Below are 8,946 nucleotides of genomic sequence, written 5' to 3' on the forward strand. Positions count from 1 at the left end.
CAGGGCCAGAGAGGATCCACTGACTTCGCCGCGCGTGACTCCCGTCGCGGGTTGTCCTGCTCCGAGTGCCGCGAGCCCGGCCGCATAGCCCTCGGCGTCCTCTGCGAGCACGACCGCCCGGTGTTCGAGTCCGTCGCTGGTCCTGGCGAGCGCACGGCCGACGGCCACGGTGGATGTGCCGGGATCGGTCGCGAGTGCCCGAAGGCGGTCGGCCTTGGCACGCAGCGCCACCGCCGATCGTGCGGAAAAGGCCCAGGGCAGCACACTCAGCTGTGCGGGGGCAGCGGGCCTCGGGACGTCCGCCTGCTCAAGGACGACATGGGCGTTGGTCCCGCTGATCCCGAACGCGGAGACAGCGGCCCGGCGCGGCCGGTCCTTCCGCGCGGTCCAGGACGTGCGCTCCGTGATCAGGCGCACCGCGCCCGTCTCCCAGTCGACACCGGACGTGGGCTTGTCGACGTGCAGGGTGCGGGGCAGCTCAGCGTGCTGCATCGCCAGGACCATCTTGATGACGCCGGCGATGCCTGCCGCGGCCTGTGTGTGACCGATGTTGGACTTCACCGACCCCAGCCACAACGGCTCGTCCCGGTCCTGCCCGTAGGTGGCCAGCAGCGCCTGCGCCTCGATCGGGTCACCCAGCCGGGTTCCCGTGCCGTGCGCCTCCACCACGTCCACCCCGGAAGGCTCCACACCCGCCGCCGCCAGCGCCGCCCGGATCACCCGCTGCTGCGACGGACCATTCGGGGCCGTCAAACCATTCGACGCGCCATCCTGGTTGACCGCGGAGCCACGCACCACCGCCAGCACCTCGTGGCCGTTGGCAAGAGCGTCGGACAACCGCTCCAGCAGGATCAAGCCGACACCTTCGCCCCAGCCCGTGCCGTCCGCAGCCGCGGCGAAGGGTTTGCAGCGGCCATCCGCGGCGAGTCCACGCTGGTGGCCGAACTCGATGAAGGCGGTGGGGCCCGCCATGACGGTGACGCCGCCCGCCAGTGCCATCGAGCATTCGCCCGCCCGCAGCGACTGGGCAGCCAGGTGCAGCGCCACCAGCGACGAGGAGCACGCCGTGTCCACGGTGACGGCCGGGCCCTCGAGCCCAAAAGTGTAGGAGACACGGCCGGACATGACGCTGGCTGCACTGCCCGTGGCCACCTGTCCTTCCAGCCCGGTTCCGGACGAGGGGATCAGCTGCGCGTAGTCCTGTCCGTTGGTGCCCGCGAAGACGCCGATGCTGCTGCCACGCAGCGACATGGGGGCCAGACCTGCCCGCTCGAACACCTCCCAGGAGGTCTCCAGCAGCAGCCGCTGCTGCGGGTCCATGGCGAGCGCCTCGCGCGGCGAGATGCCGAACAGGTCGGCGTCGAAGCCGGCGGCGTCGGGGAGGAACGCTCCGCGGCGGGCGAAGTCAGGGGCGTTCCGCAGGTCCCAGCCCCGGTCCGCGGGGAAGTCGCCGACAGCGTCGACGCCCTGCTCGAGCAGCTCCCAGAACCGTTCGGGAGTGGATGCGCCGGGGAACCGGCAGCTCATCGCCACGATCGCCACCGGTTCCTCCGACACGGCAGCCGTCAGCGGTGCAGGCGCGGCCCGGCCGGCACTGCCGGTGAGCTCCGCCCTCAAATGGCGGGCCAGCGCGGCAGGCGTCGGGTAGTCGAACACCAGGCCGGCCGGGAGCCGCAGTCCCGTGGCCGCCCGGAGGCTGTTGCGCAGTTCCACGGCCGTGAGTGAGTCGAACCCCAGGTCGCGGAACGCCTTGCCGGGCTCGACGGCGCGTGCCGCTCCGTGGCCGAGCACGGCAGCGGTACGGGTGCGGACCAGTTCCTCGACGAGCCGCTGCGCCTCCCGCTCGCCGGCCACTGCGAGGCGGGCGGCGAAGTCGGGCAGCGCGTCCGGCGCGTCTCCGGCGCTGCCCCGTTCAGACTCGGGGGCAAGTTCAGAGAGCAGCGGGCTCGGCCTGGCCGCGGCGAATCCTGCTGCGAAGCGCGCCCAGTCGACGTCCGCGACGACCACGGCGGCGGTCTCCGTCCCGCGGGTGCCGAGCACCCGCCCGAGTGCGGTGACGGCCAGGTCGGATCGCAGAGGCGTCAGCCCGGAGCGGCGCAGCCGTTGCGTCAGCGTCTCGTCCTCGGCCATGCCCGTTTCCCAGGGGCCCCAGCCGATCGACGAACCGGGCAGCCCTTCGGCCCGGCGGCGTTCGGCGAGCGTGTCGAGGTGCGCGTTCGCAGCGGCGTAGTTCGCCTGACCCGCCGTGCCGATGGCACCGGTGAGGGAGGAGAACAGGACGAAGGCGTCGAGCCCGGTGTCACGGGTCAGCTCGTCGAGGTGAGTCGCTGCCAGTGCCTTCGCCCGGAGGACTCGTTCGAAGCGGTCCGGAGTGAGTGCGTCGAGCACTCCGTCGTCCACCGCCCCGGCGGCATGGATCACGGCGGTGAGGGGATACTCGGCCGGCACCGCCGCAAGCACGGCGGCGAGTGCGTCACGGTCGGCGGCGTCGCAGGCGACAACGGCCACCTGCGTGCCGGCCGCCGTCAGCTCGGCAACCAGGTCAGCGGCGCCCGGCGCTTCAGGGCCGCGCCTGCTGGTGAGCAACAACCGCGCGACCCCCTGCTCCGCAAGCCTACGGGCCACCTGGGCACCGAGGGCGCCGGTGCCACCGGTGACGAGCACAGTGCCCTCGGTACGAAGGGACGGAGCCGTTTCGGAACCGAGTGGTCCGGCGGCTGTGAGCCTGCGACCGAAAACCCCTTCGGTTCGGACCGCGACCTGATCCTCGGCGAGCGCGCCGCCTGCGAGGGGAGCGGCGAGCACGGAAACGAGCCGGTCACCCGCGCGGACGTCGAACGTGGCGGGCAGGTCGACGAGTCCCCCCCATCCGTGGGGGTTCTCGAGGGCGCAGACCCGGCCGAAGCCCCAGATCTGTGCCTGGGCCGGGTTCGGCGGGGCATCGGCACGGCTGACGGCGACCGCTCCCCGCGTGAGGCACCACATCCGGGTGTCAAGGTCGGCGTCGGCGACGGCTTGGGTGAGCAGCAGCGTGGCCGCGAGTCCTCGGCTCAGCGCCCCGCCGGGGCGGACTGGGCGTTCGTCGACACCCAGCAGCGCCACCACGCCCGCGACGCCGTCGAGCCCGCGCAGCCGGTCAGCGAGGGCAGCCCGGTCATCACCCGGGTCGGTCAGCGTGAGGACGGTGGCTCCGCCACGGCGCAGCGCGTCGGCGACATCCGCGGCCAGGGAGGCCACTAGCGCGTCGTCATCAGCGTGGACAATCAGCCAGTTGCCTTCCAGTACCGCGGGGGGCAGGGCGGCGGGGCGCCAGATGGTTCGGTACCACCAGGAATCGACGGCCGACTCTTCGCGTCGCCGGTCGCGCCACGAAGACAGGTAGGGCATCACTTCGGCCAGTCCGTCGCGGGCGGTACCCCCCGACAGGCCGAGTGTTTCCGCGAGTTCATCCATGTCGCTGCGTGCCACGGCTGTCCAGAACCGCGACTCGGCCGGGTCCGTCCTCGGCTCATCCCCTCCGGAGACGGCATCCATCCAGTACCGCTGGTGCTGGAAAGCGTAGGTCGGCAGGTCGATCGGGGTGCCGCCCCGGTTGTGGAACAGCCGTGACCAGGCGACGGGACAACCGTGCACGTAGAGCTCAGCCACGGCACTCAGTACCTCGGCGGGCTCCTCGCGGTTGGTGCGCAGCGTCGGAGCGATGACGGCGTCGTCGACCATGTCCTGGGCCAGGGCGGACAGTACGCCGTCGGGGCCGAGTTCCAGGAAGCGGGTGGCACCGTGCTCCTGCCGCGCGACGGTCACGGCGCCGGCGAAGCGGACGGGTTCACGGACCTGCCGGACCCAGTACTCCGGGGTGGCCGGGTCACCCGAGGCCGTCACCACCATCGGCACCGACGGCGCGTGATAGGTCAACGACTGTGCCACGGTGGTGAACTCGGCGAGCATCGGCTCCATCAGACGCGAATGGAACGCGTGCGACACCGCCAGCCGCTTCACCTTCCGCCCCTCACCCCGCAACCGCACCTCCAAAGCGGCAACCGCCTCCCCGTCACCGGAAACCGTCACCGAGGTGGGCCCGTTGACCGCCGCCAGATCCACCCCCGCAGGAAGGTCCAGCTCCTCCTCCGACACCTCCACCGCCAGCATCGCCCCACCCCCGGGCAGCGCCTGCATCAAACGCCCACGCGCCGACACCAAAGCACAGGCGTCATCCAGCGACAGAACCCCCGCCACATGAGCGGCAGCCACCTCACCCACCGAATGCCCCACCAGAACATCCGGGACCACACCCCAGGACTCCACCAACCGGAACAACGCCACCTCCAGCGCAAACAACCCCGCCTGCGCAAACACCGTCCGCCCCAACGCCTCACCATCACCGAACACCACCTCCGCCAACGGACGCTCCAACTCCGCGTCCACCCGCGCACACACCGCGTCAAAGGCCTCCGCGAACACCGGGAACGCCCCGTACAACCCACGCCCCATACCCACACGCTGCGACCCCTGCCCCGCAAACAGAAACGCGGTACGACCGGGGGTGACGGCTCCGCATGGCTGGGTACTCCGCCCGGTCGCCAGCTCGTCGAGACCACGCAGCAGTTCGGCGCGGTCCGTACCCAGGAGCACCGCACGGTGCTCCAGCGCAGCACGTCGGGTGGCCAGGGACAGGCCGACGTCGACCGGATCCGCCGTGACCACAGCGGCGCGCAGTCGAGCTGCCTGTGCGCGCAGTGCCTCGGGCGACGCGGCGGAGAGGACCCACGGCACCTCTGCCGCTCTCTCCGCAGTCGGCAAGGCCACCGGGCGGGCTCCGGCATGCGTCTCCGGCGCCTGCTCGAGTACGGTGTGCGCGTTGGTGCCGCTGATCCCGAACGACGACACCGCGGCGCGGCGCGGCCGGCCGGTAGCCGGCCAGGGCAGCTCCTCCGTCAGCAGAGCGACCGCGCCCGAGGACCAGTCCACGTGCGGCGAGGGCTCGTCCACATGCAGCGTCCGGGGCAGCACCCCGTGCCGCATCGCCAGGACCATCTTGATCACGCCCGCGACACCCGCCGCCGCCTGAGTGTGACCGACGTTGGACTTGAACGACCCCAGCCACAACGGCTCGTCACGGTCCCGCCCGTAGGTGGACAACAATGCCTGGGCCTCTATCGGGTCGCCCAGTGCGGTGCCGGTGCCGTGCGCCTCGACCGCCTGTATGTCGGACGGGAGCAGCGCAGCCTCGGCCAGGGCGGCCCGGATGACGCGTTCCTGGGACCGGCCGTTCGGTGCGGTCAGTCCGTTGGAGGCGCCGTCCTGGTTCACCGCCGACCCCCGCACCACGGCCAGGATCTCGTGCCCGCCGGCCAGCGCGTCCGAGAGACGTTCCACCAGCAGGACCCCCGCGCCCTCGGACCAGCCGGTGCCGTCGGCGGCTGCGGAGAAGGACTTGCAGCGGCCGTCCGGGGCCAGCCCTCGCTGCTTGGCGAAGTCGACGAACACACCGGGGGTGGACATCACGGTGACTCCGCCGACGACCGCCATCGAGCACTCGCCGGAGCGCAGCGACCGGGCGGCCCAGTGCAGGGCGACCAGCGACGACGAGCACGCCGTGTCCACCGTGACGGCCGGCCCTTCGAAGCCGAAGGTGTAGGCGATGCGGCCCGATGCCACGCTGCCGGCGCTGCCGGTAGCCCGGTAGCCCTCCACCTCGGCCGGGGCATCGGCGGCGACGGCGTAGTCGTGGTACATCAGGCCCGCGAACACCCCGGTGTCGCTGCCGCGCAAGGTGGTCGGGTCGATGCCGGCCCGTTCGAACGCCTCCCAGGACAGTTCCAGCAGCAGTCGCTGCTGAGGGTCCATGGCCAGCGCCTCGCGCGGCGAGATGCCGAACAATTCTGCGTCGAATTCGGCCGCGTCGTGCAGGAAGCCGCCGTGGCGCGCGTAGGTGGTGCCGGGGCGTGACTGGTCGGGATCGTGGAGACGGTCGAAGTCCCAGCCCCGGTCGGTGGGGAACTCGGACACGCCGTCCCGGCCTTCGCGGACCATCCGCCACAGATCCTCGGGGCTGTCAACGCCTCCTGGGTACCGGCAGCTCATCGCGACGATCGCGATCGGCTCCTCGGACGCGACGGTGGTCACGGCGGCTGCCGGAGCCTTCTCGGCTCCGCTCAGTTCGCTGCGCAGATGGTCTGCAAGGGCGGCGGGGGTGGGGTAGGAGAAGGCAAGGGTGGCGGACAGACGCAGTCCGGTGGCGGAGGCGAGCCGGTTGCGCAGTTCGACGCCGGTGAGCGAGTCGAACCCGAGATCCTTGAACGTGCGGCTCTCCTCCACGACGGCCGCGGAGGAATGGCCCAGCACCGCCGCTACGGCTGTGCGCACGAGCTCGTCGACCGCTCTGGTCCGCTCGGCCTCCGGCAGACCCGCCAATCCGGCGTCCGCCGCCGATGCCGCCGCTCGGCGGCGTTCCCGGCGGGTGAGGTTCCGCAACAGAGGGGATGCGGAGCCGGCCGGTGAGGGCTCGGCCGCGACGGCAAGGACATGGGCCCGGCCGGAAGCCGCAGCACGGTCGAGCAGCGCAACGCCCTGCTCGGGCGAGAGGGAGCCGCCCAGCGCGGCGAACCGGTTGCGGTCGGCGGCTCCGAGCGACGCCGCCATGCCTTCCGTGCCGTCCCACAGCCCCCAGCCCACCGAGACCGCGGGCAGGTCCTGGGCATGGCGGCGGGCGGCCAGCGCATCGAGGAAAGCGTTGGCGGCGGCGTAGGAGGCTTGCCCCGCGGTGCCGAACGCGGCGGACACCGAGGAGAACAGTACGAACGAGGTGAGATCCCGGTCGCGCGTCACCTCGTCGAGGTGGGCGGCCGCGTCGGCTTTGGCCCGCAGTACGGCCGCTGCGCGTTCCGGTGTCAGGGAGGCGAGCACGCCGTCGTCGACGACACCTGCCGTGTGGACCACGGAGGTGATGGGGTGCTCGGCGAAGACGGCGTCGAGCACGGCGCGATCGGCGGCGTCGCCGGCGACGACGGTCACGCCGACGCCTGCGGTGGTCAGTTCCTCGACCAGTTCGGCGGCGCCCGGGGCGTCAGGGCCGCGGCGGCTGAGCAGGACCAGGCCGGTCACCGCGTGCGCGGTCACGAGATGGCGGGCGACACGGGTGCCGAGGGCACCGGTGCCGCCGGTGATCAGTACGGTGTCCGCAGGCCCCCACGGTGCCCCGGCCGGAGCGCTCAGCCGGGTCACGCGCGGTACCAGGGGTGTGCCCGCCCGGAGCGCGAGCTGGGACTCATCCCGGCTGAGGGCCAGCAGTGCGGTGACGTCGGCCGGGGATGTGGTGCCGTCCAGGTCGACCAGGGCGAACCGGTCGGGGTGCTCGGTCTGCGCGGAGCGCAGCAGCCCCCACACCGCGGCGGCGGCGGGATCGACGGCGTCCTGCCCGGTCGCCGCCGTGGCACCCCGGGTGAGGAAGACGAGTCTGCTGGTGGCGTATCGGTCGTCGGCCAGCCAGTCGTGGACCAGGTCGAGTGCGGCACTGACGGTGTCGTGTGTCCGCCGGGCCAGATCGGCGCCGTTCGGCCGAACCCCGTCATCGGCGGTGGTGGCCACGCAGGCGAGCACGGTTTCCGGGACAGGACCGGCCGCATCGCGGAGCGCGGCGAGGTCCGGGTGAGCGACCGCGTCGAGCGGGCCGTCGGTGAGGGCGTCGAGCAGCGCGGTCGCTCCCACCGGCACGGCGGCCGGGCGGGTGGGGCGCGGTACCGGGGAGGCGGAGGCCTCGGGGGCGGTCGCGGTCCAGTCGATGCCGTAGAGCACTCCCTTCCGTGCGTCGTTGAGGCGGTCGGCTGTCACCGCGCGGAAAGCGAGGGACTCGACGGTCAGCACAGGGGCGCCGGCCGGGTCGGCGAGGTGGACGGCGTACTCGTCGGGGCCGAGGCGGGTGAGACGGGCGCGCAGCGCGACGGCACCGGTGGCATGGCGGGTCACCCCGGACCAGGCAAAGGGCAGCAGGGTTGCGCCGTCACGGATCAGACCTGCCGTGCCGAGGGCGTGCAGTGCGGCGTCGAAAACGGCGGCCTGCGGGCTGCCGGGCAGCTCCACCTCTGCGTGGACGGTGTCGCCGTCACGCCAGGCGGCACGCAGACCCCGGAACGCGGGCCCGTAGGCCAGGCCGGCCGCGGCGAGCTCCTCGTAGGGTCCGGGAATCGCGGGGGCGGTGGGCGGCCAGGCCTCGGAGGGGCCGGGAACGTGCGCGGCGGCGTCGGCGGTGAGCACGCCGACGGCGTGGGCGGTCCAGGCTGCCCCGCCATCACCGTCGGGACGGCTGTGGATCTCCACGGTTGTGCCGGTCACGCTGACCTGCAGTTGCACGGCTCCGCGCTCGGGCAGGACCAGAGGTTCGCGGAGGGTCAGGTCCGCCAGGACGGGCAGTCCGGCATGGTCGCCTGCGTGCAGAGCGAGATCCACCAGCGCCGTTCCAGGCAGCACGGTGCGGCCGTGCACCACGTGGTCGGCCAGCCACGGCTGGGCGTGGCGGGAGAGCAGGCCGGTCAGGACCGTCCGGTCATCGCCTGCGATCGGAAGGACGGCGCCGAGCAGTGGGTGACCGGCGGTGCGGAGACCGGCGGCGGTCACGCCGGTGGCGGCCGGTGTGGCGGCGGGCCAGTACCGGGTGTGCTGGAAGGCGTAGGTCGGCAGATCGACGGGCCCGGCCCGGCCCTGGTCACCGACGGCTTGCCAGTCGGGTCCGGCACCCCCGGTCCACAACACGGCGAGCGCGGCAACCGTCGTGGCGGACTCGTCGCGCTCCGGACGCAACATCGGTACGGCAACAACAGCATCGGCGGCGATACCCGGGGTGAGGGCGGACAGTGTGCCGTCGGGGCCGAGTTCCAGGAAGCGGGTGGCACCGTGCTCCTGCCGCGCGACGGTCACGGCACCGGCGAAGCGGACGGGTTCGCGGACCTG

At 72.7% G+C, this 8,946-nt stretch carries 1 protein-coding gene; it reads right to left on the reverse strand.

The window, feature by feature from the left end; translation table 11 throughout:
* Window positions 1-8,946: type I polyketide synthase (locus tag PJ985_RS22910; RefSeq protein ID WP_271685806.1), on the reverse strand; the 8,946-nt coding region annotated here is incomplete at both ends.

Origin of the sequence: Streptomyces sp. ACA25 (assembly GCF_028200735.1) — a bacterium.
Lineage (GTDB): Bacteria > Actinomycetota > Actinomycetes > Streptomycetales > Streptomycetaceae > Streptomyces.